Here is a 24,480-nt window from a genome sequence, read left to right on the forward strand (position 1 = left end):
CAAGTGTTTGAGCCTGTTCGGCAAGGCGCTGAGCCTGCAAGTTGGATAGCGAAGCCTTTGGCGAAAGTCTATTGCCCGCCAAAGGGCAGGAAGACTTGAGGGCATTGCCAACCTCCAACGCCTGGTGAGCGTGCATTGGATCGCGCGCGGTCACCTTCCAAAGCGTGACACGTTCGGCAGCGGCGACCACTCAATCTTGTGTCGTGGCTTCTATGCGTTTGACCATTCGAACGGAGATATCACGCGGGCGTCAGGAAACGCTTGCAGGACATCTGCCTCGGCTTCTTTCAGGAAAACCAGCTTGATATTCGCCCCCGCATCCATCGTGGCATAGGTTGCAAGACCATCTTTGCGGGCCTGCCACAAACGATGCAGGATCACCCAGCTTTGATCTGAAAGGTAGGTCAGCGAAGGGCGCGCAGCTTGCATGGTCGCGTGCATGGCCAACGCATTTGCCTCGGTCGTTTGGCCTAGGGTTTCAAAGTCTCTCTCATTGATCGCTTGCTCGATGGTCTTGCAGTCCCGATCGGCCATCTCGGGCCAGCTGGAAAACAGAGGGCTTGTATCGACTGTGTGGTTCATTCCATCGCGGGACGAGTGCAGTTTCGGGCCTGTGTCCACCTCGACAATGGCAATGCGGAACTCCGGCCATACCGGCTCAAGCGGCACGCCGTGGCTGTCACCGCCGTCAGCGCGCATGCCCTTGTCCCAACGCACAAAGCCGTGCCAGAGCGAACGGGTTGCGCTGCCGCTGCCCAATCGGGCGATCAGGCTCATGTCCTGTGCTTGCAGGTCCAACCCGAAACTGCCACATAGCGCGCGGGTCAACGCAGCAAAGCCCGAGGCGGAGGATGCCAAACCGGCCGCCGTCGGAATTGTGTTTCTGGTCGAAATCATCAGTGGCACATCGCGGCCACCGCGAAACAAATCCGCAAACGCAAGCGCCTTGCGCGCGAACTCTGAGGTCGGCGGCAAAGGCTGACCGTCCAGCAAGACCTGATCCGACCCGCTCTGGGATGGCTCGACTGTTGTATGAGACCCCCATTCCTCCAACGAGATCGACAAGGAACTGTTGAGCGGCAGGTTTAACGCTCTGTCCCGTTTGCCCCAATATTTCGACAACGCGATATTGCTTGGGGCATAGGCGCTGAAGCTTTGAATCTCGTCCGCGTCTCGCATCGCTTGGTCAATGAGGGTCTGAACGGCGTCAGTCATGTATGATCAGTCCTTCGCTGGCCAGTGTCACAGGAGTGAACACGTCAGGCGGCGTTCCCAGGGCCAGAACGCAATCGCCCAAGCCAGAGCCCGATATCTTGGCCGCCATGACACCTTCGACCTGTCGGGCCGATGTGATGATCCGGTTCAAGGTTTCGTCGCTCACGCCCAAATCCTCCATCCGGGTTTGATAGTTTGTCAGGGCGTCCGCGAAGGCCACCCAATCGCGGTCCTTTGCTGCATTGATGGCATGATCGGCCAAGTCACCCATATCGGCATAAAGCGTTTTGAACTCGGCCTCTCTTCCGATCATCCGTTCCGCAACCTTTTGCAACACAACCGAGGTGGGGGTCTTGTAGCCGCAGTATCGCAGGCTGATCGTTGGAGGGTGAGGCAGTGCCACCATCTCTGGATTTGGCGGAGCGCGGTAAGCCAGCATACCGCCCTGCAAGCTGGCGGCCAAATCGGCGCCACTGCCACGACCCTGAATATCCTGAATGATCTGATAGGCCTTGGCGTGAATACCGTTCAGCGGCTGACCCGTCGCAGTCAGAACGGCCCCCAGAGCGGCAATGGTCACGGCCGCAGATGACCCCAGCCCAAGCGTCGGGTCAATCTCCGACGAGATGGAGATATCCATCCCGACGTCTATCGCATCCCTGTGCATGGCGATTGCGGCAAGGACAAACTTGTACGGCCCCACTGCCTGTAGCCGATCCAAGTCTACAGTTTGCGTTTCGGCAATCTCGGAGGAAAGACACACCAATTGATCGGTGCGTGGTCGCAGCGTTACCATCAGTCTTTGTTCAATGGCGGCCACGATGGCTCTAGAGCCATAAACGACTGCATGTTCTCCGGTAATCATGACCGATCCCGGTGCGCTGGCCCATATCATGAATTGGCCCTGTCTGAGTTGTTTTCGGGTGCTTTTCCCATTGCTGCACCTGTCGAGGCCAGACACAACGCAGACCATTGCATCTGAGGATAACCTGACATGAAATCGGCCATTTTGTCGTGGTCCTCCAAATGTACCAGAACCACCCCGCCAAAATCACCGCGCACAGACCCCGCGCCGCAGATTTTGGCCGCGCCGCCAATGACTTCGATCAGTCTGATAAAAGTTTGGCACAGGTCCGGCACGACACCGATAGTCTCCAGCAATCGCTGGTTTTCGGAAATCGCATCGTCCGGGTCATGCCCCGAGGCGATCGCAGTCAAAAACGCGGTCGTACAGTCGCCGAAACGTTGCCAAAGGGCGTCGTTCCGCGCGTGTTCGGCCTTGACCGCACTGACGCATTCGCCTGTGGTGCTTTCGGGCCGGCCGTGCAGGACCCAATACCAACCGTTCCCCGTCAACAAGCCATGATCCGGCGATAATTCCGGAGCTGAGATACCCGTTTCGCCTGCACGCACAAGGCCGCCTCGGACAACTGCGGCGGCATCAATAGGCCCCGCGCGCCCATGTTTGAGACGCTCGCAAAACCGGACCCGTTCATATCTTTCTTCAAGCGTTTTGGGCCGCTCCAACAGGTTTTCAAACAACACCGTTGTTGCCGCAACGATGGCGGCAGAGGATCCCATACCCGCGCCAATCGGGAGCTCTGACCGACTGGCCAGCTGTCCCGGGGCCAGTTTGCTGTTCATCGCACCAATGCCGGGAATCGCAGATCCGGGCGTCGCGAGTTTGTCATGCAACAGTGAGGCAAGCGTATAGACCGCCAGATCATCGGGACGCGTGAGGATCTTGTGGACATCCAACTCGCCGCGCGTGAATTGATCAAAGCGCTGATCCAGTGACGATTTGAACTGAGACAACAATTTCAGAGGGTAGTATTCGCCCGAAGACAGGTTCTCGAACGCGGTCTTCAGGCCTTCGCCCAAGCCCAGCGGCTGAAAAGACACTTCGGTATAGCGGGCCACGGACATTGCCAGCGCGGGCATTTCGTACAGAACCGAATGCTCTCCGGACAGGATCAATTTGCCGGGCGCGTGGGCCCAGACTTTATCATGCGGTCCGGTCAACGTAGATGCGCTTGTTGTCGTCAATGCTCGCCAATCTGTAGCGCCCTTTTGCCTCATCGGGCATGGGGGTGTCCGTCCCGTCCTCGCCATTCCTCGCGTGCCAGAGGGCAACATATTCATCATACGAGACGGCGGTCCGGTCCTCCAGAATTTTCCGGTGGCAGGGGGCAAACAGATGGTCGCGGTAGCCTTCGACCACCTTGGCGTCAAAAAACTCGCCCGTTGCGCCGGACCCATAGGAAAACAGCCCTAGGGATTTGCCCGCCAGATCGCTATCGCTGTTCTCCAACGTGGACAGGATCGCGAGGTACATCGATGCGGTATAGCTGTTCCCGACCTGACGATTGTAGATCATCCCCGGCAAAGCGGCCTGCATATCGGCCTCGGCTTTTGCCTCTTTCGCCAGACGCAGATGCGCCTTCTCGCCCATACGCGAGAATGGCAGGTGATAGCAGAACTGCGTAAACCCATCGTAGGGCAAGCCGCCATTTGCCTGATAATCGCGCCAGGACTCCACCAGCGCCCCGAGATAGCGCAACGCCGAGTATTTACCGTCAACCAAGGGTGTGCGCCGGTGGTTGGGGCGCCAGAAATCCATGATGTCTTCGGTAAACAGGCCCGAGACAGTGCCGATCTCCAACAGTGTCGGTTCAGCCGCGACCAGCATCGCAACGGCCGAGGCCCCTTGCGTCGCCTCGCCCGAGCTGTCCAGATCATAGCGCGCGATATCCGAGGCGATCACAAGCACTTTACGATCCGGCTTACGTGCCACATGGGCGCAGGCCATTTGCAATGCAGCGGTGGCAGAATAACAGGCTTGCTTCAGCTCAACATTGCGCAGGTTCGAAGGCAGCCCGAGAAGCCGCTGCACATAGATGCCTGCAGATTTGGATTGGTCGATCCCTGTTTCCGTCGCAAACAAGATGGTGTCGATCCCGTCTGCTCCGTGTTGATCAATGATCGGCTTCGCGGCTTCGGCGGCCAAGGTCACAACGTCTTCGTCATGCCCGGGCATGGCAATCTTTTCCTGCCCGATCCCACGTGAGAACTTGGCCGGGTCGATGCCGTGGTGCTGGGCCAGAGTGTCCAGCGAAATATAGCGATGAGGCGTAAAAAAGCTCATCGCGCTGATACCAGTAGAGATTACCAAAACTTTGACCTTGATCGGATCAGTGAGACATTTGCCTTCAGCTGAGATACATCCGCGCAGCCCAAAAGAAACATCGCCGTCTGAAATTCGCGACGTAACTTTTCAATTTGGCGGATGACCTGCGCGCTCGATTCCTGCGCTGCGGCCAAAAACGGCGCGGCCATTCCGCACAGATCTGCGCCCAGAATGATAGATTTGGCCATGTCCACACCGTCTCTTAAACCGCCGCTGGCGATGAGTGTTGTTGGATCGGTCTTTTTGACCAAGACGTCCCGGGTTTCAAGCAGACTTTCGACCGTCGTCAGGCCCCAATCCTGAAAAACCAGACCCAGATCGTCCTGTTCGTCCGCGCGGCGATGATATTCGATCCGGCTCCAGGACGTGCCGCCGCGACCGGCCACATCGAAATGGCGAATACCGGCGGCATAGGCCAGCTCGACATCGGGGCCGGACAGCCCGGCACCGACCTCTTTGATCAGCACGGGCACCGGCATGTTCGAAACGAGATCAGAGATCTTGCCAGACAGGTTGGAAAAGTCGCGGTCCCCTTCGACCTGCACGGCCTCTTGCAGCGGGTTGAGGTGCAGGTATAGCCCGTCTGCCTCAAGCGCCTGAACGGCCTGCAAGCAGTGGTCTGCATCTAGCCCCGCGTTCAGCTGCACTGCGCCGATATTGCCGATCAACGGTATGCTCGGCGCGGCATCGCGCAGCTGAAAACTGCCCCTTGAGGCAGGATCGGCGAACAATACACGTTGCGAGCCCACGGACATCGCCACCCCGGTCGCCTCGGCCGCCTCAGCAAGGTTGCGATTGATCATGGCGATCTCGTCCCCGGTTCCGCCCGTCATCGACGAAATCAGCAGCGGAAAGCTGAGCGGCTTGCCTAGAAACCGGGTGCTGGTGTCGACCGCATCCAGATCCAGCTCAGGCAGGGCGCGATGCGTCAGAGAAATCGCGTCAAACCCGCTGCGCCGACGTTCGACATCGGGGTCCTCCAGAACGGCGCGCAGATGATCCAGCTTGCGCCCGGCCACGCTGCGGTCGGCAGGTTTGGGCTTGTTCATCGTTCCAGTTCCATATGGGTGCGCACCAACTCTCCGGGATTGGTTTGTGCAGCCATCAAGGACAGCTCACCGCACAACACCGCCCCGGCACAGATGCCAGCCAGGCGACGGGCGTTTTCACCCGCCTCGCGTTCCTCTTTGCAGCCCATCAGGCGCAGGTTTTCTTCGACTTGTTCATTGCCTTTGCCTGCCCCGACCGAACCGACGATCAGGTTCGGCAAGGTGCATGAGAAATACAGATCTTCGCCGCGCGCCTCGCAATGAACGATACCTTGGCTGCCCTCGATGATATTCGCGGCGTCCTGACCGGTGGCCAGATAGAAGGCCAACAGAATGTTTGCGAAATGGGCATTGGCGCTGCGCAGAGACCCCGCGAGATTTCCGCCAATCAGGTTCTTTTCGAGATTGAGCGCAACCATCTGCTCGGGCGTAGTACGCAGCATGCGCCGCAGCAGTCGACCCGGAATTTCCACTTCAGCAATGACGTATTTGCCCCGCCCCAAAAGCCCGTTCACAGCGGATGCCTTCTTGTCGGTACACAGGTTGCCCGAGATCGACGCGTAGGCCAATTGCGGCTGGTCATCCAAGACCCAGTTCAACACCGCCTCAGCCGCCTTGGTCACCATATTGTGACCCGAGGCATCCCCGGTGGAACACTCGATCCGAATAAACAGCAGGTTCCCGGCGATCTGGCGATTCAGCTTGATCAGGCGGGCAAAGCGGCTGGTCGAGGAGATGATCTCAGCCACCTTGTCCGTCTGCGCCTCGATCCGTTGCCAGGCTTGATGCGCCGAGGCCGCATCCTGCGCCCGCACAGCGATGGAGCGAGTCATCCGCTCATCAACCAGGGTGACCTGAATGCCGCCTGCATGCCGCGAAACACCCGCACCGCGCGCGGTGGAGGGCCATAAGGGCGTCTCGAACGTTGCCAGAGGGACGCTGACCTCACCGGACACCAGATCCCCCCTGAACAGAATCGGCCCAACCCATTGGGTTGGAAGCGGGGTCACGAACGTAGATTTGGCGCGCACCTGATTACCCTTTTCAGCTTCGGTCGACAAAAGCGTCTGATCCGATGAGGGGTATCACCAGACCAAAGGGCCAATGTCAAACCGCGAAAGTTTAACATAGCGGTCGTCGCGGCGATCCCAACGGATAAACGCATCCCGCATCAGCGACATGATGTCGTCGCGCGCGCGTACAGTACGGGTAATCAGCCCTCGGATAGGCGGGCCGACAAGACCTCGATCCCTTGGACCAGATCGTCATAGGTGTTGCGATCGGCCATGTACTCTCGCAATTGCTGGTTCAGCCCGCCCGGCGTGTTTAGGGATTCGACAAGATCGGCCATCGCGTTCTCGGTCTCCATCGGCGCGGCCATGATCGACCCTCCGATCAACAGACGCAGGAATTTCTCGGCCTCATGGGCGCTACCAGTCTTATGGCCCAGCCAGTCAATCCCAACGGCCAGCGATTTCGCTACAACCGAAAGCAGGGCTTGAGCGGCCAGAAACTCGTTGAAATCACTCTCCGACTTCATGGTGATAACGGTGTTCGAACCACCATAGAGCGCCTCAATCGTTGGCGACGCGGGAAATACCAGAACCGGAGACCCGCCCGAGGCAATAGACGGGAACGGGATCATCAACGTCTCGAACGTGGCCGGTGCAACGAGGGCCTGAACCTGTTCCGGCGAGATGCCAACCATGAACGAGATCACTCGTTGGCCTTCGCGAAACTGCAGCGCGGATAGCATAGCCTCGGCCTGTTCGGCGGTCGATCCGACAAAGACCACGTCACTGGCATCCAATACACCCTGATTGTTAGCCACGGTCACAGTGTCGAAGCGAGCCGACAGCTCGGATGAGTTGGCCCGGCTTCTTTCGCTGACAACAATGTCATGCCCATCGCTGACCAAACCTTCGGCGCAGGCCCGCGCAATGGTTCCAAACCCAAGATAGCCAAGCCTCATGTTTGCCTCCTGTTTTCCGGCAAGTGGTCGAGTCGCCCCGTTGATCGCTCTATTCGCCACCGCACGCAAACCAATTCTCCACCGACCAGACATCATACGGACGGAACGGACGGGCTCTTGCCCTGAACGATTGACGATCAGTTTCTCTGATGCTCAAAAGTTGGAATGATAAAGAACCAAGTCACGCTCAAACAGCTCGAAGCCTTTACCTTCGTGGTCGACATGGGAACCTTCCGCGCCGCGGCAAACGCGCTTGCGACGACGCAGCCCAATATCTCGTCACGCATCGCCATGCTGGAAGAGGCGTTGGGCACAAAGCTGCTGTATCGCGATGCAGGCTCTGTGCGTCTGACAGCGAAAGGAGAGGCGCTATTGGAGAAAACCAGAACGGTTCTCCGCGCGACCGAAGCCCTGTTGGAGGAAGCCGACCGACAGGATCTGATTCAGGAGCGGTTGCGTCTTGGCGTCACCGAACTGGTCGCCTGCACATGGCTGCAGGACTTTCTGCGGAGCCTCAAGCAACACTATCCCAATCTGAGCGTTGAGCTTGTGGTAGACCTGTCCAGAACGATTGATGAAAAGCTGCTGGAGGGGCAGCTAGATCTTGCGGTGCAGAACGGGCCATTCAAAACGGAACTGGACGGGACAAGGGAACTGACCGGTGAAGACTATGTGTGGGTGGCCAACACGACACTCGCCTCAGGCTTACCCGACGGGCGCAGCGTCGACCGGTTTTTCGCATTCTCCGTTCTGACCCATGCTCGCCACACAATTGCAGGGCACAGCCTGCACGCCATGGCGCAGGAACGCGGGCTAGACGCGCAGAAAATCGTGCATTCGAACGCTTTGTCAGCCTGCGTTCCGATGGTCTCAGAGGGTCTCGGGATCGCGTTGCTGCCGCGCCCTCTGGTCCAACGTGAAATCGACTCGGGTGCCCTATTGGAACTTCAATCCGACTGGACGGCTGAGCCACTGCGGTTTTTCGCCCGCTACGATCCAACGCGGGCCGCACGTTTCGTGGAACACGCGGCGGAAATCGCCGCGCAACTCAGGCCGCAAGCAGGATAAAGAAAACTGATCAGGAGTAGAAATTTAAGCAATTTGATTTTTCGTCCCGAGCTGGGTTTTAGTCGCGTTTGACAGGTACTCTTTCAAGCGGGCACGGGCATGACCTCACACTCTATCCGACTGGGCGTTGATATCGGCGGCACCTTTACCGATGTGGTTTTGGAAAAGGGTGGACAGACGTTTTCAACCAAAGTGCTGACAACCTATGCCGCGCCGGAAGACGCGATCATCGACGGGATGCAGCAGGTCTGTGCCAAGGCCGGGATCACTCCGGGCCAGATTGACCAGATCATCCACGGCACCACGCTGGCGACAAACGCGCTGATCGAACGCCGGGGGGCGAAGACAGCACTGATCACAACGGAAGGGTTCCGCGATGTGATCGAAATGCGGACCGAAAGCCGGTTCGAGCAATATGACCTGAACCTCAAACTGCCTGACCCGCTGCTTCCGCGACACATGCGCTTTACCGTTCCCGGCCGCGTCGATGCCCGCGGCGAAGTTCTGGTTGATCTGACCCGCGCCGATGTCGAAGCCGTGGTGGACAAGATTGCACAAGCCGGGTTTGAGTCGGTGGCGGTGGGTCTGATCCATTCCTACCTCAACCCATCACATGAGAATCTGGTACGCGAAGTTCTGGCCGAGAAACTGCCGGACGTTTCAGTCTCGATCTCGTCCGAAGTTTCGCCTCAGATGCGCGAGTATGAGCGGTTCAACACGGTAGTCGCCAACGCCTATATCAAGCCGCTGATGGCCTCATACCTGGGTCGGCTTGAGGATCAGTTGCGCGCTCAAGGCGTGAAATGCCGGATCTTCCTGATGCATTCGGGTGGCGGCATCATCTCAATCCAGAATGCGGCGGAGTTCCCGGTGCGGCTGGTCGAAAGCGGCCCCGCTGGAGGTGCGGTTTTTGCGGCGCATATCGCGGCGCGCTACGGTTTGGACAAAGTGCTGAGCTTTGACATGGGCGGCACCACGGCCAAGATCTGCCTGATCAAGAACCAGACGCCCAAAACCAGCCGCGTGTTTGAGGTCGCGCGGACCTATCGGTTCAAGAAGGGCTCGGGCATGCCGATTTCGATCCCGGTGATCGACATGGTAGAGATCGGCGCGGGCGGCGGCAGCCTGGCTCATGTGGACGGGATGCGCCAGATCCGCGTGGGCCCGGAAAGCGCCGGGTCGGAGCCTGGCCCTGCCTGCTACGGACGCGGCGGCACGCGCCCCGGTGTGACAGACGCTGATCTGGTTCTAGGCAAGTTGGACCCGAACAATTTCGCCGGTGGCTCGATCGTTTTGCACCCGGACAACTCCAAATCTGCGCTGACCGACCACGTTGGCAACATGCTAGACATGGACCCGGTCGAGGCCGCCTTTGGCGTGGCCGAGGTGGTGGACGAAAACATGGCCAACGCAGCACGCGTTCACGCCGTTGAGAATGGTGAAGACCTGAGCGAATACACCATGATCGCCTTTGGGGGCGCGGCCCCTCTGCACGCCGGGCGTCTGTGTGAAAAGCTCGGAGTCGAACGCCTGCTGGTTCCGCCGGGGGCCGGGGTCGGCTCGGCCATCGGGTTCCTGCGCGCGCCTTTCAGTTTTGAGGCCAACCGCTCGGTCTATATGATACTCAGCGATTTCGACGCGGGACGGATCAGGCAGCTTTTGTCCGATCTGAAGGACGAAACAACGGGCTTTGTTCGAACCTGCGATGCGACCAGCCCGATCCGGACCGATTTCAAAGCCTATATGCGCTATTCCGGTCAGGGTTGGGAAATCCCGATCGAACTGACCGAAGAACAGGCGATGAACCCCGACGCCGCCACATATCAGGCCCGGTTCGAGGAAGGCTATACCAAGCTTTTTGGCCGCCCGGTCGCGGGCATGGATATCGAGATCACAGTCTGGTCCGTCAACGCAAGCACCCCGCCCGAAGAGGTCACGCCGATTGCCGTCACAGACGCAACAGGCTCGACTATGTCCGAAGGAACGCGACAGGTCTTTGATGCGGCATCCGGCCGTTACCTGGACTCAGATACCGTCGACCGGGCGGGTATGCAGACCGGGCAGCGCGCGCAGGGACCTGCAATCGTGACCGAAGATGAAACAACCATCGTTGTCCCAGCCAGCCGGGACGCCATCCGCCAGCCCGATGGCTGCATCGAAGTTGTGACCAAAGGAGCCGCGTGATGAGCAACGAGCATTCCAAAGTCACCTATCAGGTCATGTGGAACCGTCTTATCTCGGTTGTTGAGGAACAGGCGCAGGCGTTGGTTCGAACGGCATTCTCGACCTCGGTCCGTGAGGCCGGGGACCTGTCGGCGGGGGTCTACGACACGCACGGGAACATGCTGGCGCAGGCCGTGACCGGTACGCCAGGTCACGTGAACGCGATGGCCGATGCGGTCGCACATTTCATTCGCCGAATTGGCCGGCAGAACATGCATGAAAGCGACGTCTACATCACCAATGACCCGTGGGAGGGCACAGGCCACCTACATGACATCACTATGGTCACCCCATCCTTTCGCAAGGGCGCATTGGTCGGGTTCTTTGCCTGTACCGCGCATATCGTGGATATCGGCGGGCGCGGCTTCGGGGCGGATGCTCAAAGCGTCTATGAGGAAGGGCTGTACATCCCGATCATGAAGTTTGCCGACCGTGGCGATGTGGATGAAACGCTGGTGCGTCTCATTCGCGGCAATGTGCGCGAGCCGGATCAGCTTATCGGAGACATCTACGCTTTGACCACCTGTAACGAAATCGGCCACCGCCGTCTGATCGACATGATGGAGGAGTTCGACCTCGAAACCCTCGATGGGATTGCCGCGTTCATCCTCGACAACTCCCGCCGAGCGACGCTGGAGCGTATCGCCGCCCTGCCTCAGAAAACCGCTGAGGGTGAAATGACGATGGACGGTTTTGATACTCCGATCACGTTAAAGGTCAGGATTAGCGTCGAAGGCGACAGGATCGTGACCGCTTTCACCGGAACCTCGGGGGTGGACAAGAAAGGGATCAATTGCCCGCTGGTCTATACCAAAGCCTATGCCTGCTACGCGCTCAAGGTCGCGATTGCGCCCGAGATCCCCAATAACGCAGCATCATTGGCCCCGTTTGAGGTCACCGCACCTGAGAACACCATCGTGAATGCGCTGCACCCGGCTCCGGTCGCACTGCGCCATATCGTGGGCCATTTCGTGCCCGATGCGGTCTATGACGCGTTCGACAAGATCGTTCCCGGCCTTGTCCCTGCCGAAGGCGCGGGATGTTTGTGCAACTTTCAGGTTAGCCTGCGCCCCCGCACCGATGCTCCGGCCCCTAAAGGCGCCCGCCGGTCCGAGGTGCTGACCTTCAACTCGGGCGGGTCCGGCGCGCGGCCGGAACATGATGGGATGAACGCCACCGCCTTCCCCTCGGGCGTCATGACCATGCCGATCGAAGCCACTGAACACGCGGGCCCCGTCATCATCTGGCGCAAGGAACTCCGCCCCGACAGCGGTGGTGCTGGGAAAACGCGCGGTGGGCTGGGCCAGTATATGGAGGTCGGCGCGCAAGAGGGGTACGAGTTCGACATTCAGGCCATGTTCGACCGCAGCCAACACCCCGCGCGCGGTCGTCGTGGCGGGAGAAATGGGGCACCAACGACCATTGCCCGAGACGACGGATCTGACATGCGTGTCAAAGGTAAACAGTTTGTACCACACGGGCGCAAAGTCGTGATGGCGTTCCCCGGCGGTGCTGGCTACGGTGACCCGTCGGAACGGTCAAAACAGATGGTGAAGCGTGATCTGGCGCTCGGCTATATTTCAGACGAAACAGCATCACGCGACTATGGCTTGACGGCATCCGAGATCTCCGAGATCCACCGTGCCGTTGCAAAAGGAGAATACGAATGAGCAACCAAAGCCCGGCCCGGCAAAGTTATGACGTGGTGATCATAGGCGGCGCGATCATGGGCGCCTCGACCGCTTGGTTCCTGTCGGACAATGCCGATTTCAATGGCTCGGTTCTGGTGATCGAACGCGACATGACCTTCGCCTCATGTTCAACTGGGCATACGAACTCCTGTATCCGGCAGCAATTCTCGGCCGAGCTGAACGTGCGGATCAGTCAATTTGCCGCCGATTTCGTCAAGAACCTGCGCGGCTATATGGGTGGAGACGACCGGGTGCCCGAGCTTTCGATCCATTCCTTTGGCTACATGTATCTGGCGGACAACGAAGGCTTTGCCAACGTGCTGCGCGAGAACCAGAAGGTGCAGTTGGCGGCAGGTGCGGCAACGCAGCTGATGAACGCTGATGAGATCAAGGCCGCCTACCCGTTCTACAATGTTGATGACATCGTCGTGGGCTCGATCAATCTGGTTGACGAAGGCTATTTCGACGGCGCAGCCCTCGATCACTGGTGGCGGCGACAAAGCCGCGAGCGTGGCGTCGAATGGGTCCAGAACGAAGTCGTCGAGATCACCCGAAACGCCGCAGGCACCAAGGTCGAAAGCGTCATGCTCGCCTCGGGCGAAGTCATTGCGTGCGGACAGGTGGTCAATGCGTCCGGCCCTCGGGCCGCCAGAACCGCGCAAATGGCGGGGATTGACGTGCCGGTCGAACCCCGCAAACGCTATTCCTGGATTTTCAAGGCCGAACAGCCACTAGACCGCGACCTGCCGTTGACCATTGACCCTTCGGGCGTTCATGTGCGCGAAGTCGGAGGCGGCACGTATCAATGCGGCGGACATTCCGACATCGACCCGGCGGTGGATTTCGATGATTTCAACATGGATCACGCCTTCTGGGAAAACCACGTCTGGCCCGTCCTCGCCACGCGTATCCCGCAATTCGAAGCGATCAAGCTGCAAAGCGAATGGGCCGGGCACTATGCGATGAACACCTTCGATCACAACGCAATCATGGGTCCGCATACCGAGCTGTCGAACTTCATCTTCCTGAACGGGTTCTCGGGCCACGGGCTGCAGCAATCTCCTGCGATGGGGCGTGGCACGGCCGAGTGGCTGACCTATGGAGAATACCGCGCGCTTGATCTGACGCCCTTCAACTACGAACGTATCCCGGCAGGACAACCAATCATCGAAAAGGCAGTGATCTGATGAAGCTAACACCCAACCGTTTCACCCATGCGATCGCAAATGGCGACAAACAAGTTGGTGTGTGGGTCAGCCTGTGCAGTAACAATGCAGCCGAAGTCATAGCCACCTCAGGTTATGACTGGGCGCTGATCGACATGGAGCATAGCGCGAACGACTATCACAGCGTGTTGTCTCAGCTGCAAGCCTTCGAGGCGTATCAGACCACAGCACTTGTCCGCGTCGAATGGAATGATGCGGTTGTGGTCAAACGTCTGCTTGACCTCGGCGCACCTGGGCTTCTGTTTCCGATGATCCAATCGGTGGAAGAAGCCGAACGCGCGGTCGCGGCCACGCGCTACCCCCCGCGCGGGGTTCGTGGGATGGCAGGCGCAAGCCGCGCAACGGGTTTTGGGCGGATCAAGGACTATGTGACGCGCTGCGAAGACGAGCTGACAGTTCTGCTACAAGTGGAATCCCGCGCCGCCTTGGATCAAGCCGAGGCCATCGGCACTGTCGATGGTGTCAGCGGCATCTTCTTCGGCCCGGCGGATATTGCCGCCGATCTGGGTCATGTTGGCAATACTATGCATCCCGAGGTCTGGTCTGAGATCAGAAAAGCCGCGCAGAAACTGATCGCGCGCGGGGTGCCCGTCGGCACCCTTGTCACAGACCCGGCCTTTGCCGCCGAACTGTTGAACGAAGGGTTCACCTTCGTTGCGAACGCCATTGATACGGGCCTTCTGGCGCGCGCAGCTGATACGGCTCTGGCTCAAACGAAAGATCACCTGAAATGAGTTTTGCTGCCTCGCGCCTTGCATCCGTGAAACCCTCGGCCTCGGCTTGGGTCAGCCAGGCCGCGAAAGAGGCTCGCGCGCGGGGTGAGGATGTCATTGATCTGGGCCTCGGAGAGCCCGACTTCGACACACCCGACCACATCAAGGAAGCCGCACATCAGGCGGCTCTGGCGGGTGAGACGAAGTACCCGCCCACCAACGGCACCCTGACCATGCGGAAGGCCGTTGCCGACAAGCTGCAGCGTGAAAACGATCTGACCTACGCACCCGATGAAGTCATCGTGTCGAACGGGGCCAAGCAAGTGCTGTTCAACGCTTTCATGGCCACGCTCGAGCCGGGCGACGAAGTTCTGCTCTGCGCGCCCTATTTTGGGCAGTACAAGGACATCGTGCTCATCCTTGGCGGTACGCCAATCGCCATCGAATGCCCCGCTGAGGACGGATTTCGCCTGACCCCTGACAGGCTGGCCGCCGCGATCACACCCAAGGCACGCTGGCTGTTGCTGAACCAACCGTCGAACCCCTCGGGCGCGGTCTATTCGGACGCTGAGATTGCGGCCCTCGGCGCGGTTCTGGAACAACAGGACCGCATCCTGATCCTGTCTGATGAGATCTACGAACACATCCTGTTCGACAATCGCGTCTTCCGGTCTTTCGCAGCCCTGTGCCCGACGCTGAAAGATCGGACGCTGACGGTGAACGGGGTCTCCAAGGCCTATGCGATGACCGGGTGGCGCATCGGCTATGGCGCAGGCCCGAAAGAGCTGATCGCAGCAATGACCAAGGTACAAAGCCAGATTTCTTCGGGCGCTTGTTCGATCGCGCAGGCCGCAGCGGCGGCTGCTTTAAACGGTCCGCAGGATGAAGTGCGCCGTTTCTGTGCCGCGTTCGAGGCTCGTCGCGACCTTGTGGTCGAACGCATCCGCGACATTCCCGGCCTGACACTCGACCCGCCAGGCGGAGCGTTCTACGGTCTGATCGGCTGTGAGGGGCTGATCAGGGCTATGACTCCCGACGGCGCAACTCTGACCTCGGACGCAGATGTAACCGCCTATCTTCTCAGCGCGGCCGGTGTGGCAGCTGTTCCCGGCAGCGCCTATGAACTGTCGCCCTTCTTCCGCATTTCGACCGCCGCGTCCGAAAACGTTCTGAACACGGCCCTGAACCGCATCTCTGATGCAGTCGCCAATCTGAAAGGAGTTCGCCCATGAAGAAACTAGTCCTCACCGGCGCGGCGGGGCGGCTTGGATCATACTTGCGCGGGCCGCTGTCGAAACTGTGCGACGAGCTGGTCTCCTCGGACATCGCCGACAGCGTGCCCAACCTCGCGCCGAACGAAAGCTATGTGAAGGCCGATCTTGCCGATCTTGAAGCTATGACAGAGCTTCTGGAAGGCGCGGATATGGTGGTTCATTTCGGCGCCATCGCGGATGAGGCCCCGATGGATGTACTTTGGGGCCCGAACTTCTACGGCGCATATACCGTGTGGGAGGCCGCCCATCGCAATAATCTGAGGCGCGTAGTCTACGCCTCGTCAATCCATGCGGTCGGCATGCACAAAAAGACCGATTTCATCGGAATCGACGCGCCACACAGACCAGACACGTTCTATGGGCTTGCCAAGTGCTTCGCCGAAGACCTCGCCTCGCTTTACTGGGACAAGCGCGGGCTCGAGGCCGTCTGCCTGCGCATCCTGTCCTGCGCGCAGGTCACGAACAGTCGCGCGGTGGGAACGTGGCTCAGCTATGATGATCTGGTGCATATGGTCGAACAGGCGATCAAAACCCCGGTCACCGGATTCAGCATCGTCTATGGCGTGTCAGACAATGACCGCGCGCCCGTTGACAACTCCAAGGCGCGGCATCTGGGTTTCCGGCCCAAGGACAATGCCGAGCAATTCGCCGATGAGATCTTTGCCAAGGACGGCCCGCTTGACCCCTTTGATCCCGCGAACATCCATCACGGCGGCCCTTTTGCAGCCGTTGACCTGGGCAGCAGCGGTATGGCGGCTCTGAACCTGAATGCAGACGATACGGCGAAGGAGTAGCCCTCAGCCCCGTCTTCGCAGCCACGCGGGCCTTTATCTCTTCATTCGTCAGCTTTTCCGTGAGAGCATCGCAATGAGCAACGATCCACTTCTGCAGCCATACCAGTTAAAGCACCTCACCCTGCGCAACCGGATTATGACCACAAGTCATGAACCCGCCTATCCCGAAGACGGTATGCCTAAGGATCGCTACCGCGCCTATCATGCGGAACGCGCCAAGGCAGGTGTTGCGCTGGCGATGACGGCTGGGTCGGCCTGTGTGTCCAAAGACAGCCCTCCGGCGTTCAATAACGTTTTGGCTTATCGTGACGAGGTGGTGCCTTGGATCAAAAACCTCACGGATGAGCTGCATGATCACGGCTGCGCGGTGATGATCCAGCTGACCCATCTGGGCCGCCGCACCGGGTGGAGCAAAGGGGATTGGCTGCCCTCGGTCGCGCCGACGCATCATCACGAAACCGCGCATCGCTACAATCCCAAACTCATGGAGGATTGGGACATAGCGCGGGTCATTCAGGACTATGCCGATGCGGCCGAACGCATGAAGGCAGGCGGCATGGACGGGCTGGAAATCGAGTGCTACGGCCACCTGCCCGACCAGTTCTGGTCCCCGCTGACGAACGAACTTGAGGGGCCGTATGGCCCACAAACGCTGGAAAGCCGCACCCGTTTCGCACGTGAGGTTCTGGCCCGCATGCGCGACAAGGTTGGTGAAGACTTCCTTCTGGGTGTCCGGTTCTCGATGGATGAAACCAAACCAGGCGGCGTAAGCGAGGAAGAGGGGTTCCGCATCGCGCGTCTTCTCAGGGATGAGGGGCTGGTCGATTTCCTCAACGTGACGCGCGGGCGGATCGATAGCGATGCCGCGCTGTCAAAAGTGATCCCGCTGCAGGGGTCGCCCTCGGCGCCGCATCTGGATTTCGCGGGACGGATGCGAGCCGAGATCGGCCTGCCTACGTTCCACGCCGCCCGCATTCCGGATGTCGCCACCGCCCGCCACGCCGTGGCCGAAGGACGTCTGGACATGGTGGGCATGACTCGCGCCCATATGGCCGACCCGCATTTGGTGCAGAAGATCATCGAGGGGCGTGAGGATGATATCCGGCCCTGCGTCGGTGCCACCTACTGCCTTGATCGTATTTACGAAGGTGGCGAGGCACTGTGCATCCACAACGCCGCAACCGGGCGCGAGCTGACGATGCCGCATCTGATCCCCGTGGCCGAGACCCCGCGCAAGGTTGTGGTCATCGGCACCGGCCCCGGCGGGCTGGAGGCCGCGCGGGTTGCTTCCGCCCGCGGTCATGACGTGACGGTGCTCGAGGCTGCCCCGGACCCCGGCGGGCAGATACGCCTGACCGCGCAATCCCAAAGGCGGCGCGAGATGATCGGGATCATCGACTGGCGCATGGCCCAATGTGCCGCACGGGATGTGAGTTTTCATTTCAACACTTGGGTCGAGGCTGAAGACGTCACCGCACTGAACCCGGATCTGGTCATCGTGGCCACCGGCGGGCTGCCTCAGATGCGGCTCTATGAGCAGATGGAGGATCTGCCCCATGTCATCACCTCATGGGACATCCTGTCGGGTGACGTGAAAGCCTCTGGCTATGTGTTGATCTTTGACGAGGCCGGCGATCACGCCGGGCTTCAGGCCGCCGAGATTGCTGCTGACACTGCGAAGGTCGAAATCATGACCCCCGACCGTAGCTTTGCCCCCGATGTGATGGGGCTGAACCTCACGCCGTATCTGACCAACCTGCAAGACAAGGACGTGACCGTAACCGTAGCGCGCCGCCTCAAGGGCGTGCGGCGGGACGGAAACCGCCTGATCGCCGAGATCGGATCAGACTACAGCGCGAAATTGCAGGACCGGCCCTATGATCAGATCATTCTGAACTATGGCACATTGCCGAATGCCAACCTGTATTTCGACCTCAAGCCCCTGTCGTCAAATCTGGGACAGGTCGATCATGACGCGTTGATCAACGGTCTAACGCAAAACCTTGTTGCGAACCCCGAGGGCCGTTTCCAGCTGTTCCGTATCGGAGACGCCGTCGCCGCGCGCAACACGCATGCGGCGATCTACGATGCCCTGCGCTTGTTGAAAGACCTCTAACGCAGGGCATCATTGTCAGATGGCGGTGCGGAACGGGGATATCCATTGGCTCGCAGGTGTCCCCGCCTGACATGTGAGGGCTTGGGCAGGCCTGATTCAGGCGCGCAAAATTGATCACATCCGCCTCGGTGGTTAACGGGCGGAGGCCCTCCAGATCACGGGTGAACGGAGCGCCCTTCATGGTGCAGAACACGCTGGAGTCGCCGCCCATCGTGAACCCGGTCTATAGCCCGCGCCCTTGAACCACGAAACGTGCAGGTGCTTTGGCGACAAGCTCCATCACCAGGACGCGGTCGATCCTCATCCGGTCGCCACCAACCTTTGTACTGGTCTTGCCCAATCGCTCAGCGCTTTGGCATCGCGGAAATCGATGCCGACCTCTTCCAGGATCGCCGTTGAGGCATCGTGGATGCGCTCCAATGCTGCCTCGTTTAGAACCTCAAGCGGCTGCAGCTTGCGCATCACCGGTGCCAGGCAGGTCTGAACCGATTTCTGAGCCTGTAGACGGGCAGCACGCCCGGCGCGGCTTTTTACACGCGACATGACACACCACCATCCACAGTGATTTCGGTACCGGTGATGTATGACGCCTCATCGCTGGCCAGGAACACAGCCGCATTGGCCACATCCCAGGGCGTGCCCACACGGCCCAGCGGAATCCGCGCCGCTCGCTGACGATCTAGCGCGTCCCAGTCAATGGCGTCTGGGTCGTCCGAGTTCTGAACGGTGATATCCCGCGCCATGGGCGTGTCTATGAACCCCGGCAGGATCGCGTTGGCGCGAATGCCATGCGGGGCCATCTCGGCCGCAAGGTTGCGCGTATAGGAAATGATCGAGCCCTTGGTGGCGTTATAGCCGATATAGGGCGTGCCCAGATAGCGCAGCCCTGCAATCGAAGAGATATTGGTCACCACCCCGGCCCCGCGATCCACGAAGTGCGGCAGAACATGTTTGGTCGGCAGGAAAACAGCCTTCATGTTCACATGAACCAGCGCATCCCAATCCTCGACCATGCTGTCCATGGCCCCGCCGGTCTTCAGGATGCCGACGTTGTTTTGCAGAATGTCGATCTGCCCCAACGCGCTCAGGCAGTCGGTGACGGCCTGCTTGACCTGATCCTCTTGCGTGACATCCGCAGACAGGGCGATGGCTTTACCGCCGTCGGCGCGGATGATCTCGCAGGTGTCCTCGGCGGCGGGCAGATGAAGGTCCAAAGCGCAGATCGTAGCCCCTTCCTGCGCCAGCCGAATGGCCGTGGCCTTGCCATTGCCCATACCCCCATTCATCGCGCCCGCACCGGTGACCAGCGCGACCTTTCCAGACAGACGTGCCATGGGTTATTCCTCGTTCGATTGTAAAAATGCGTTCATGCCGCCATCAACCGCCAGAAGCTGACCATTGATGTAAGAGGCGCCCTCGGACATCAGAAAGGCCACTGGCGCTGCGATTTCCGCAGGGTCCGCCCAACGCGCGGCCGGGGTGCGGTTTTCGATGCGGCGGACAAAGCCCGTGTCACTGAGGATTTTCTTGTTCATCTCGGTCAGCACATAGCCCGGCGCAATGGCATTGGCGCAGATCCCATCGGCACCGAAATCCGCGGCCAGAGACCGCGTCAGCCCCGCGATGGCCGCCTTGGAGGACGCATAGTTCCCAACCCCCGGCCTCGGGTGGGTCGCGGCGATTGACGAAACCGACACGATCCGCCCCCGGTGCGGGCCGGGATTGGCCAGCATCGCCTTGCCCGCTGCCTGAGACAGCACAAATGGGGCCATAACGTGCAGCTCATAGATGCTGCGATAATCCTCGACTGTCTGGTCAAGGACAAGCCCGTGATTGGTGATCCCCGCATTGTTGATAAGCCCCCAGATGCTGCCGGCTTGGGTTGCAACCTCTTGCACCCATTGCCGACAGGCGTCGAAATCCGTCAGGTCGAAGGCGGTGGCCTGCGCATCGGCGCCCTGCCCTCTGAGCGCTTCCGCCGTGCCCTCAACGGCCTCGGCGTTCAGATCCTGCAGCCAGACCTGCGCACCCTGATCCGCACAGGCCTTGGCCATAGCCGCCCCCAACCCGCGCGCCGCACCAGTGATCAGGATCGGCTTTCCGGCCAGCGAGAACAGCCCCGCCATCAGGAGGCAAGCGCTTTCTTGTCTTCCTCATGCGCCGCTTTTACTGCGGGCATTACCTGATCGCAAAACTGCTCGAGCGAGCGCAATGTGTTGGCAAACGGGATTGAGGCGATCTGCATGAAGACGCTCAGATGTGTGATCCCAAACTCGCGCGTCTCGGCGACGATCCGGCGGGTGACCTCTTCGACGTCACCGATGATGGCCCGCTGCATCACCTCGTCGAGGGTGGGTTCGTTGTCGAAAGGCACGATGTTCAGATCCGCGCCCTGCATCAACGGCTCGGGGCGGCGCATGTTGTTCGCCATGCGGGCATGGATCAGAGCCTGCTCGGCCGCGGCGCGGGCGTCGTCTTTGTCCTCGGCGACGTAGACATAGCGCTGCACGGCAAAGGGGAAGTCGTTGCCGCTCAGCCCGTTTTCCGTGCGGGTTTCGGTGTAAAGCCGCCGCGCCGTCGACACGATCGAGTTCGGCCCGATGGCCGGAGTGGTCAGCGGCTCGGCCCCATAGTCGATCATCTTCTGACGCATTTCGGGCGCGTTGCCCACCGCCAAGGTGCGGATGCGATTCTGTACCGGTGCGATCGACAGCGCGGCATCGTTGATCTGGATATGTTCACCCTGATAGTCGATCACGCCGGTATAAACGCCCTGTTCGATACAATCCCAAATCTCAAGGCCGCGCATCAGGCGGTCATTGATCTCGAACCCGAATTTCTTGAACTCGCGCGGCTGATAGCCGGTGCCCAGACCCAGCACGAGGCGACCCTCGGTCAGCTGGTCGGTCAGGCAGATATCTTCGACCAGACGCAGAGGTTCATAGAAGGGCATCACAACAACGGCGGGGCCCACGTTGATGCGTTTGGTTTGGGCGGCCATATTCGCAGCCGTCATCAGCGGAGACGGTGAGATGCAGTAGTTCGACAGGTGATGCTCGGCAAACCAGGCCACATCGAACCCCGCCTCGTCGACCATCTGCGTCATGTTGCGCATCTGGTTGAACACGTCGGCATGGGTGGACCCGTCAACGGGTTTTGTCATCAGGTTGAAAAGCGAAAATTCCATGGCCGCAGGCTCCGAGTCTATTCGGGTGAATGTGTTTCCCCCAGATTTCCTCAATCCTGCCAAACTTCCAAATGGCGATTCCTAGGCCATTGCCAAAGAAATTCTTATGCAACTGACGCCTCCTGTCGCAACCAGTGTAGAAACGCCTGAACGCGAGGCTGGTTCAAGCGGCTGTGGGGGCAAAGAAAATGATAAGCAAACGGGCCTTCCACCGCCTCGAACGGCAACGCGATCAGAGTGCCGTTGTCCAGAAAATGCTGCGCGATGACATCCCGGGCGACCCCGATCCCGCCGCCAAAAGCGATGGCGTTGAGCGTGGCGCTGGCATCGCCGAAATAGGCACCATTTTCGAACAAATCCGGGTTGCCGCCATTGCGCTCAATCACCGCACGCCATTCACTGTGGTTGGTGTCTTTGAAAAACGGGAGCCCGGCCAGGTCATCCACCCGTTTCACATCGACCAGCTGATCCTGTAGCGCGGCTGAGGCCACAAGGATATGGCGTTCACCGAACAGGCGCTCCTCATAGACATTCGGCGTGCCGCCCGGCCCCCAGCGAATGGCGGCATCTGCATCCTCCTGCCCAAAGCCGGTACAGGCCACGGTGGACAGGGTGATCAGGTCGATCTGCGGATGCGCCTCAAGAAATCGGGTCGCACGGGTCGCGAACCAGGTCGAGCCGAAGGAAGGCAACAGGCTGACCGTCAGCATGGTGCGACCCGCATCTGGCGCGAGATCCTGAACGCTTTCGCTCAGGCTGTCCAACATTGACCCGACGGCCTCGGCAAACTGCTCCCCCTGCTCGGTCAGACTGATCTGGTTGTTTGACCTGCGAAACAATCGGATGCCAAGGCGATCCTCCAGCAGTTTTACCTGCTGGCTGACGGCGGGTTGCGTCAGGTTCAATTCCGACGCCGCCAGGGTGAAACTTTGCAACCGCGCGGCAGCCTCGAACGCGATCAGCGTCTGCAGGGGCGGCAATCCCCGCCGCATCCGGTTGCTGTCAAAACCGACGGGTTCCATTCGGGACAAGGCACCCGGACCCAGTTGGTTCAATCGTGTTCTCAAAGCGTGTCGCATGGTGATCCTGCATAAGGAAGGCTTGGCCTGACGGCAAGAAATTCATTCTTGTGATAAAACCTGCCTAATGCAAGCTCTGAGCACCCCAATCCCGGAGCGTAAGATGCTGACCTCGACTGAATTCATCTCGGCCATGCGCAAAGCCCCGACGCCGGTGTCGATTGTCACCACGTCGGGCGAGCATGGACCTCATGGCGCGACCGTCAGCGCAGTCTGCTCGCTGACGGCGACTCCGCCTGCTGTGTTGATCTGTCTGAACAAAAACAGCCGTATTCTGGGCATGATCGAAGAGCATGGCGTCTATTGCGTCAACTTCGCCGCACAAAACCACATCGACATGGCGCTGGCTTTTGCTGATGACCCCGCGCATTCGGAGCTTCGGGAATTTTCCGAAGATGTCTGGGACATGGATGAACACACCCACCTGCCTGTCCTGAAGGACGCCTCGGCCATTTTCACCTGCCTGCACATCCAGACGGTTCCGTTCGGCTCTCACCGCATTCTCATCGGCAAGGTCGAGCGTGTGGAGGCCAGCGACAACCACCCTCTGGCCTATTGGGATGGCGGGTTTCAGTGGCTGCAAGAGCCGCGGTCCTGAGGTTTCCAACACGCATGCAAAAAGGGCGCATGCCCAGATCAGACCATGCGCCCCTTCAATCTTGTGATGCCGTGCGCGTCAGAGAAGCGCGCGCACTTTTTCCAGCAGTGCGGCGTTTACGGCAACGCCTTCGGTTGCCGCCCGCTCGCGGCAGGTGCGGCGGCCATCGCCCGGCAGGCGTGCGCCATCCTGATCACGGAACGAGGCAATCAGCTCACCCAGCTTCTCTTGGAACGCTCCGTCCGAGGTCGCCTGCGGGTCAATTGCGATGAAGAACTGCCCAGTTTTCGGCGGACCACCCGCCGTGCCCGAGAACGGGCTGGCGACCGAACCCAGCGTTGCGCCGGTCATCGCAGCGGCCATCAACTCGACCGTCAGGGCGATACCAACGCCCTTGTAGCCGCCCGATGGGACCATGGAGCCCTTGAGGCCAGCCTCGGGGTTCGTGGTGGGCTGGCCGTCCGCGTCCAAAACCCAGCCTTCGGGCACGGGCTTACCTTCTCGGGCATGTTTCATGACTTCGCTTTTAGCGATGGTGCTGGCGGACTGGTCGATCAGAAGAGCCGCGTTTCCATCTGCGTCCGGAGCCGCGATCGAGAAAGGGTTGGTGCCGACAACCGGCTTTGCCCCACCCGACGGCGCGATCGAGGCCGGAGCATTGGTGAACCCGATCCCCATCAGGCCTGCCTGCGCCAAACGCTGGGTATGCACACCCAGAACGCCGCAGTTATACGAGTTGTTGATGGCCAGAACCGCGACACCCTGCTCGCGCGCCAGCGGGATCAGCTTTTCGAACCCCAGATCAATCGCGCTGTGAGCAAACCCTGTGGCCGCATCTACGGTAACAACCGCCGGGCGCGGCTGAGCAACCACGGGTTTGGAAACCCCATCAACCTTGCCGCATTCCACATGCTGCGCATAGATCGGGATATAGGCCAGCCCGTGCGATGCGACGCCATCCGCTTCGGTCATTGCGGTCGCAACGGCCAGAGGGCGGGCGTTTTCCTCGGATGTTCCGGCTTTGACAAGGGCGCGGAAGGCCAGATCTTCGATCTCGGCCAGTGTCAGGGTTTCGGTGGCGGTCATTC

General features: G+C 59.9%; 22 protein-coding genes and 1 pseudogene. 9 read left to right on the top strand and 14 right to left on the bottom strand.

Annotated features, from left to right (window positions below; all coding sequences use genetic code 11):
• Positions 1 to 210: 210 nt before the first annotated feature.
• The 7 genes from mvaD to ACR0J4_RS14330 form a co-directional block, all read right to left on the bottom strand.
• On the bottom strand, positions 211 to 1,215 hold the full coding sequence (mvaD, locus tag ACR0J4_RS14300) for a diphosphomevalonate decarboxylase (protein ID WP_480668707.1): 1,005 nt from the start codon (positions 1,213 to 1,215) through the stop codon (positions 211 to 213).
• Positions 1,208 to 2,110: a GHMP family kinase ATP-binding protein gene (locus tag ACR0J4_RS14305; protein ID WP_170643252.1), complete on the bottom strand. Its 903-nt coding sequence runs from the start codon at positions 2,108 to 2,110 to the stop codon at positions 1,208 to 1,210. The genes mvaD and ACR0J4_RS14305 overlap by 8 nt, the downstream gene beginning before the upstream one ends.
• Positions 2,107 to 3,237: a GHMP family kinase ATP-binding protein gene (locus tag ACR0J4_RS14310; protein ID WP_170643251.1), complete on the bottom strand. Its 1,131-nt coding sequence runs from the start codon at positions 3,235 to 3,237 to the stop codon at positions 2,107 to 2,109. Before ACR0J4_RS14310 ends, ACR0J4_RS14305 begins: the two co-directional genes overlap by 4 nt.
• Positions 3,221 to 4,387 carry a hydroxymethylglutaryl-CoA synthase gene (locus ACR0J4_RS14315; RefSeq protein ID WP_480668708.1) on the bottom strand — a complete coding sequence of 389 codons (1,167 nt, stop codon included), beginning with the start codon at positions 4,385 to 4,387 and terminating at the stop codon, positions 3,221 to 3,223. Before ACR0J4_RS14315 ends, ACR0J4_RS14310 begins: the two co-directional genes overlap by 17 nt.
• A complete protein-coding gene (gene fni, locus ACR0J4_RS14320) occupies positions 4,381 to 5,451 on the bottom strand; it encodes a type 2 isopentenyl-diphosphate Delta-isomerase (RefSeq protein ID WP_170549217.1) in 1,071 nt (356 codons plus the stop codon). The genes ACR0J4_RS14315 and fni overlap by 7 nt, the downstream gene beginning before the upstream one ends.
• Positions 5,448 to 6,461, bottom strand: a complete 1,014-nt coding sequence (locus ACR0J4_RS14325) for a hydroxymethylglutaryl-CoA reductase (RefSeq protein WP_480668709.1) — start codon at positions 6,459 to 6,461, stop codon at positions 5,448 to 5,450. The genes fni and ACR0J4_RS14325 overlap by 4 nt, the downstream gene beginning before the upstream one ends.
• Positions 6,462 to 6,664: 203 nt before the next feature.
• Entirely contained in the window at positions 6,665 to 7,423 is a 759-nt protein-coding gene (locus tag ACR0J4_RS14330; protein ID WP_170549211.1) for an NAD(P)-binding domain-containing protein, read from the bottom strand.
• A 165-nt stretch (positions 7,424 to 7,588) separates the two neighbouring features.
• Between ACR0J4_RS14330 and ACR0J4_RS14335 the strand changes: the two genes are divergently transcribed.
• The 8 genes from ACR0J4_RS14335 to ACR0J4_RS14370 all read left to right on the top strand — a co-directional run bounded on the left by ACR0J4_RS14335 (position 7,589) and on the right by ACR0J4_RS14370 (position 18,528).
• Entirely contained in the window at positions 7,589 to 8,491 is a 903-nt protein-coding gene (locus tag ACR0J4_RS14335; RefSeq protein WP_170549207.1) for a LysR family transcriptional regulator, read from the top strand.
• Between the two features lie 99 nt (positions 8,492 to 8,590).
• Entirely contained in the window at positions 8,591 to 10,675 is a 2,085-nt protein-coding gene (locus tag ACR0J4_RS14340; RefSeq protein WP_170747385.1) for a hydantoinase/oxoprolinase family protein, read from the top strand.
• Complete coding sequence (locus ACR0J4_RS14345; RefSeq protein WP_170643249.1) at positions 10,675 to 12,384, top strand: hydantoinase B/oxoprolinase family protein; 1,710 nt, start codon at positions 10,675 to 10,677, stop codon at positions 12,382 to 12,384. The genes ACR0J4_RS14340 and ACR0J4_RS14345 overlap by 1 nt, the downstream gene beginning before the upstream one ends.
• Complete coding sequence (locus tag ACR0J4_RS14350) at positions 12,381 to 13,592, top strand: NAD(P)/FAD-dependent oxidoreductase (RefSeq protein WP_170643248.1); 1,212 nt, start codon at positions 12,381 to 12,383, stop codon at positions 13,590 to 13,592. Before ACR0J4_RS14345 ends, ACR0J4_RS14350 begins: the two co-directional genes overlap by 4 nt.
• A complete protein-coding gene (locus ACR0J4_RS14355; RefSeq protein ID WP_170549196.1) occupies positions 13,592 to 14,365 on the top strand; it encodes an HpcH/HpaI aldolase family protein in 774 nt (257 codons plus the stop codon). The genes ACR0J4_RS14350 and ACR0J4_RS14355 overlap by 1 nt, the downstream gene beginning before the upstream one ends.
• Positions 14,362 to 15,576, top strand: a complete 1,215-nt coding sequence (locus ACR0J4_RS14360) for a pyridoxal phosphate-dependent aminotransferase (RefSeq protein WP_170643247.1) — start codon at positions 14,362 to 14,364, stop codon at positions 15,574 to 15,576. The genes ACR0J4_RS14355 and ACR0J4_RS14360 overlap by 4 nt, the downstream gene beginning before the upstream one ends.
• Positions 15,573 to 16,412 (top strand): NAD-dependent epimerase/dehydratase family protein, encoded by an 840-nt coding sequence (locus ACR0J4_RS14365; protein ID WP_170643246.1) that lies wholly within the window; start codon positions 15,573 to 15,575, stop codon positions 16,410 to 16,412. The genes ACR0J4_RS14360 and ACR0J4_RS14365 overlap by 4 nt, the downstream gene beginning before the upstream one ends.
• Before the next feature lie 73 nt (positions 16,413 to 16,485).
• The gene (locus ACR0J4_RS14370) at positions 16,486 to 18,528 is read left to right on the top strand and encodes an NADH:flavin oxidoreductase (RefSeq protein WP_170643245.1); all 2,043 of its coding nucleotides are present in this window, start codon (positions 16,486 to 16,488) and stop codon (positions 18,526 to 18,528) included.
• 16 nt (positions 18,529 to 18,544) lie between these two features.
• Here the strand turns inward: ACR0J4_RS14370 and ACR0J4_RS14375 are convergent.
• The 6 genes and pseudogenes from ACR0J4_RS14375 to ACR0J4_RS14400 form a co-directional block, all read right to left on the bottom strand.
• A pseudogene (locus ACR0J4_RS14375) lies at positions 18,545 to 18,739 on the bottom strand (trimethylamine methyltransferase family protein); the annotation flags it as partial.
• Positions 18,740 to 18,828: 89 nt separating this feature from the next.
• The gene (locus ACR0J4_RS14380; RefSeq protein ID WP_170643244.1) at positions 18,829 to 19,071 is read right to left on the bottom strand and encodes a trimethylamine methyltransferase family protein; all 243 of its coding nucleotides are present in this window, start codon (positions 19,069 to 19,071) and stop codon (positions 18,829 to 18,831) included.
• Positions 19,059 to 19,862 carry a glucose 1-dehydrogenase gene (locus ACR0J4_RS14385; protein ID WP_170639793.1) on the bottom strand — a complete coding sequence of 268 codons (804 nt, stop codon included), beginning with the start codon at positions 19,860 to 19,862 and terminating at the stop codon, positions 19,059 to 19,061. The genes ACR0J4_RS14380 and ACR0J4_RS14385 overlap by 13 nt, the downstream gene beginning before the upstream one ends.
• Before the next feature lie 3 nt (positions 19,863 to 19,865).
• Positions 19,866 to 20,654: an SDR family oxidoreductase gene (locus tag ACR0J4_RS14390; RefSeq protein ID WP_170643243.1), complete on the bottom strand. Its 789-nt coding sequence runs from the start codon at positions 20,652 to 20,654 to the stop codon at positions 19,866 to 19,868.
• On the bottom strand, positions 20,654 to 21,715 hold the full coding sequence (locus ACR0J4_RS14395) for an LLM class flavin-dependent oxidoreductase (protein ID WP_170643242.1): 1,062 nt from the start codon (positions 21,713 to 21,715) through the stop codon (positions 20,654 to 20,656). The genes ACR0J4_RS14390 and ACR0J4_RS14395 overlap by 1 nt, the downstream gene beginning before the upstream one ends.
• Positions 21,716 to 21,819: 104 nt before the next feature.
• Entirely contained in the window at positions 21,820 to 22,770 is a 951-nt protein-coding gene (locus ACR0J4_RS14400; RefSeq protein ID WP_170643241.1) for a LysR substrate-binding domain-containing protein, read from the bottom strand.
• A gap of 91 nt (positions 22,771 to 22,861) precedes the next feature.
• Between ACR0J4_RS14400 and ACR0J4_RS14405 the strand changes: the two genes are divergently transcribed.
• The gene (locus ACR0J4_RS14405) at positions 22,862 to 23,392 is read left to right on the top strand and encodes a flavin reductase family protein (RefSeq protein ID WP_170643240.1); all 531 of its coding nucleotides are present in this window, start codon (positions 22,862 to 22,864) and stop codon (positions 23,390 to 23,392) included.
• A gap of 78 nt (positions 23,393 to 23,470) precedes the next feature.
• Here ACR0J4_RS14405 and ACR0J4_RS14410 read toward each other — a convergent pair whose 3' ends face one another.
• Positions 23,471 to 24,478: an Ldh family oxidoreductase gene (locus ACR0J4_RS14410; RefSeq protein WP_170643239.1), complete on the bottom strand. Its 1,008-nt coding sequence runs from the start codon at positions 24,476 to 24,478 to the stop codon at positions 23,471 to 23,473.
• Positions 24,479 to 24,480: the final 2 nt, after the last annotated feature.

The organism is Ruegeria sp. B10, from assembly GCF_056539825.1.

Coding starts and splice junctions, on each gene's coding strand:
- ACR0J4_RS14330 (WP_170549211.1), bottom strand. CDS start 7,423: ATGAGGCTTGGCTATCTTGGGTTTGGAACCATTGCGCGGGCCTGCGCC.
- ACR0J4_RS14340 (WP_170747385.1), top strand. CDS start 8,591: ATGACCTCACACTCTATCCGACTGGGCGTTGATATCGGCGGCACCTTT.
- ACR0J4_RS14380 (WP_170643244.1), bottom strand. CDS start 19,071: ATGTCGCGTGTAAAAAGCCGCGCCGGGCGTGCTGCCCGTCTACAGGCT.
- ACR0J4_RS14305 (WP_170643252.1), bottom strand. CDS start 2,110: ATGATATGGGCCAGCGCACCGGGATCGGTCATGATTACCGGAGAACAT.
- ACR0J4_RS14390 (WP_170643243.1), bottom strand. CDS start 20,654: ATGGCGGGGCTGTTCTCGCTGGCCGGAAAGCCGATCCTGATCACTGGT.
- fni (WP_170549217.1), bottom strand. CDS start 5,451: ATGAACAAGCCCAAACCTGCCGACCGCAGCGTGGCCGGGCGCAAGCTG.
- ACR0J4_RS14335 (WP_170549207.1), top strand. CDS start 7,589: ATGATAAAGAACCAAGTCACGCTCAAACAGCTCGAAGCCTTTACCTTC.
- mvaD (WP_480668707.1), bottom strand. CDS start 1,215: ATGACTGACGCCGTTCAGACCCTCATTGACCAAGCGATGCGAGACGCG.
- ACR0J4_RS14405 (WP_170643240.1), top strand. CDS start 22,862: ATGCAAGCTCTGAGCACCCCAATCCCGGAGCGTAAGATGCTGACCTCG.
- ACR0J4_RS14395 (WP_170643242.1), bottom strand. CDS start 21,715: ATGGAATTTTCGCTTTTCAACCTGATGACAAAACCCGTTGACGGGTCC.
- ACR0J4_RS14365 (WP_170643246.1), top strand. CDS start 15,573: ATGAAGAAACTAGTCCTCACCGGCGCGGCGGGGCGGCTTGGATCATAC.
- ACR0J4_RS14385 (WP_170639793.1), bottom strand. CDS start 19,862: ATGGCACGTCTGTCTGGAAAGGTCGCGCTGGTCACCGGTGCGGGCGCG.
- ACR0J4_RS14350 (WP_170643248.1), top strand. CDS start 12,381: ATGAGCAACCAAAGCCCGGCCCGGCAAAGTTATGACGTGGTGATCATA.
- ACR0J4_RS14410 (WP_170643239.1), bottom strand. CDS start 24,478: ATGACCGCCACCGAAACCCTGACACTGGCCGAGATCGAAGATCTGGCC.
- ACR0J4_RS14355 (WP_170549196.1), top strand. CDS start 13,592: ATGAAGCTAACACCCAACCGTTTCACCCATGCGATCGCAAATGGCGAC.
- ACR0J4_RS14360 (WP_170643247.1), top strand. CDS start 14,362: ATGAGTTTTGCTGCCTCGCGCCTTGCATCCGTGAAACCCTCGGCCTCG.
- ACR0J4_RS14345 (WP_170643249.1), top strand. CDS start 10,675: ATGAGCAACGAGCATTCCAAAGTCACCTATCAGGTCATGTGGAACCGT.
- ACR0J4_RS14370 (WP_170643245.1), top strand. CDS start 16,486: ATGAGCAACGATCCACTTCTGCAGCCATACCAGTTAAAGCACCTCACC.